The 3035-nt window shown below is 46.5% G+C and carries 2 protein-coding genes; both read right to left on the bottom strand.

Annotated elements, in window-relative coordinates; translation table 11 throughout:
• Positions 1 to 53: 53 nt before the first annotated feature.
• On the bottom strand, positions 54 to 947 hold the full coding sequence (locus ACW12G_RS07275; protein ID WP_455647639.1) for a sodium:solute symporter: 894 nt from the start codon (positions 945 to 947) through the stop codon (positions 54 to 56).
• Positions 948 to 1092: 145 nt separating this feature from the next.
• Entirely contained in the window at positions 1093 to 2985 is a 1893-nt protein-coding gene (locus ACW12G_RS07270; RefSeq protein ID WP_455647638.1) for a M13-type metalloendopeptidase, read from the bottom strand.
• Between the last annotated feature and the right edge of the window lie 50 nt (positions 2986 to 3035).

The raw sequence follows: 3035 nt of genomic DNA, 5'->3' as shown, positions 1-3035 counted from the left end.
TGTCTCAAACAACTATATTATAATAACAAATATTTAAAACCTTGACAACCCCTTTAGTGGATTTTTTTCCAATTTTGTTTAAATGAGTCACGAAATAACCCAAAAGCGGTCCAAAGTGACACCACAATAATCAATAGTTTCAGCAATTGCACATCCATGCTCGTGAAGAACTTAGCCGCAACAATCACGCCAAAAATCCCACCAATCGTGACACCAGCAAAACCACGCCATGAAATCCGATCCATCTTAATCACATTCCAAGCCGTCGTTGGCATAATCAATGCGGCATCTAACATCATCACCGGAAAAGCAATCGCTGGGTTCACCCCCATCAGTGAGAAGAAAATCAATTCAGGCGCATAGTTTCCCAGCCCCATTGTCATCAAAATGCCTACGCCAAGGTTAAACACGATGCCTAAGACAAGCCACCAGCCATGCAACCCGTGCACTGTTAACGCGTTGTCCGCCCCTGGGTTAGTGATCATCCGGACAATCATAATCACAACTGCGATAAACAAGGCCGCAGACATCACCCGCTGCACCGTTGGCGCATGCCAATTTTTCGTGACGTGTGTCCCCACGTACGCCCCCACAACAGCGGCAGTCGTCATCGGCAACAACGTACTTAATTCGACTTTCACTGCGGTGATGAAAAATAGCGCTTCGATCATGACCGGAATGGCATGCATCGCATTTAACGTCCCTGGTAACTGCCGATCGTCATCAATGTAGTGTGTGGCCCGAAACGCTGCTGTCGTCGTGGCAAAAGAGCCAATCCCAAGCGTATCACCAAAATCAGTGATAAAACCGATCAACATACCCAGTCCGAAACGCTGAAAAACCGGCTTTTTTTGTTTCAAGTAGGCCCGGGCGATCAGCCCAATCATCAGCACTATCACCGTGATTAATAAAATTTGAATACTTAATAGGATTATTTTTTCATACATATTGTCTTACTCGTTTCAAAAAATCAATACACACTATTGTATCAAAGTTTAATCACGATTTCTTATGTCTTACGCGACTGATAACCCCAGCATCAAAGAAACGCGCTGATTATGCGTCAGCACGTTATCTCGTTATTATCACATATTACCAAATTTGTACGCGTTCAGCCGGTGCCAACCACATCCCATCACTTGGTTGCACGTTAAATGCCGCAAAGAAGGCATCAAAGTTCTTCACTTGGACATTCACCCGTAACTTCGCTGGACCATGTGGGACCGAAGCAGCTAGGAGTTGCATATATTCTGGTCGTGCCTTCATCCGCCAAATTGTGGCCCAACTTTCAAAGAAGTCAGTTGCAGAAAAGTCTGGTTCCTGCGCAGCTGCTGCTAGAGCCGCGGCCAAGCCACCCAAGTCCGCCACGTTTTCAGATACGGTTAACTTGCCGTTCACTTTAGCGCCATAGGAATCCAAACCGTCAAACTGGGCCACGACCCGATCTGTGCGCACCTTAAAGGCAGCAAAGTCCTCGTCGGTCCACCAGTTCTTTAAACTCCCAAACTCATCAAATGACGCCCCGTTCGTATCAAACGCATGGGAAATTTCATGCGCAATGACCGCACCAATCCCACCATAATTCGCTGATGACGATTGTGACAAACTATAAAATGGGGCTTGCAGAATCGCTGCCGGGAAAACAATTTGGTTTTGCTGTGGGTCATAGTAAGCATTCACCAGATGGGCTGGCATATGCCATTCGTTGCGATCAACCGGTTGTTGCCATTGCGACCATTCATGGGCGATTTCAATTTGTCGAAACTGTAAGGCTGTTTCTAATAAAGTCGCACCTGGTTGGACAATTTTCTTGGCTAAGCGCGCCGGTAGCTGCTCCGGATAGCCAATATGTGGCACGATAGTATTTAATTTTGTAATGGCCTTTTCACGGGTTGCGGCGTTCAGCCAGTCATTTGCTTGTAGCCGTTGCTTAAACACAGCAATCATCTTGGCCACTTTGGCCTCAACATCGGCTTTGGCTGCTGGGGAGAACTTTTCTTGGGCGTAATAATAACCAATCGCTTGATTAAACGGTTCAGCCGCCAAATAAAAGGCGGCTTTATCCGCCGGCATGGCCTCTGGCGCCCCCGTCAATTCACGCTGGTATTGACCACCTAGCACGCGGATGTCATCGGATAAATAACGCGTAAAATTGTTAACAACCGAAACAATCAAGTAGGCTTGCAATAGTGGCCAAGCTTCTTCAGAAAAGAATTGATTAGCGGCCGCCCAGAAGCGTTCTTCGGGCACAATCACTTGATCTGGTGTCTGACCAACCAAAGCTGTTAAAATTGCGTCTAACGGCAATTCTGGAGCTAATTTGGTAAAGTCTGCCCAAGCGTAAGGATGGTACAACTTGGCATATTCATGCCCCTCTTCTTGGCTTAAAACGACCGCGGCCGCACGGGCATCAAAGGCCAGATAACGGTCAATCAAATCAGCCGTTTCTGCCTCAGAAAAGCCAAACTTTGGCAGTAAGGCTGTTTGCGCAGCCCGAAACTTAGCTAACAACGCTTGTCCTTGTTTATGATCGGGTGCATAGTACGTCGTGTCTGGTAAGACCAAGTTGATCGCGCTAGCCCATAAAACATTTGTCCGGGCATCTTTAAAATCAGGCCCCACACCAAGTGGCAGCGCATTTGGCAAGCCTTGCTTTTCCAATTCGGCAATATTTTGCGCAAAATCAGCAAATGAGGTGTAACTTTGATATTGCTGCAACAACGCTTGCACAGGTTGGGTGCCTTGTTGTTCACGGGTGGCAAAATCAGTGGCTAAGCGATGATACGCAATAAATTGTGACAAAATTGGTGAGTCCGGTAAGTTTTTCCCTGCTTGCCAGTCCGACGTAACCGTCAGTAACCACTTTTCAATCTCATCAGACAAGTCACTAAAACCACCTGTGCGTGGCTTATCGTTAGGAATCACTGCGGTCTTTTCCCAAGCGCCATTCACTGCGTCATAAAAATCATCTTGTTGTCGTACCATCTTTTACCACCTTTTTATTAGTAATTAATTACAATCATACACCAGTTATC

Source organism: Leuconostoc sp. (genome assembly GCF_965300815.1).
This window is presented reverse-complemented; position numbering and strand designations above follow the sequence as displayed.

What these genes read in the sequence shown, in the direction of transcription:
- ACW12G_RS07275 (WP_455647639.1), bottom strand. Translation starts at nt 947, where the DNA reads ATGTATGAAAAAATAATCCTATTAAGTATTCAAATTTTATTAATCACG.
- ACW12G_RS07270 (WP_455647638.1), bottom strand. Translation starts at nt 2,985, where the DNA reads ATGGTACGACAACAAGATGATTTTTATGACGCAGTGAATGGCGCTTGG.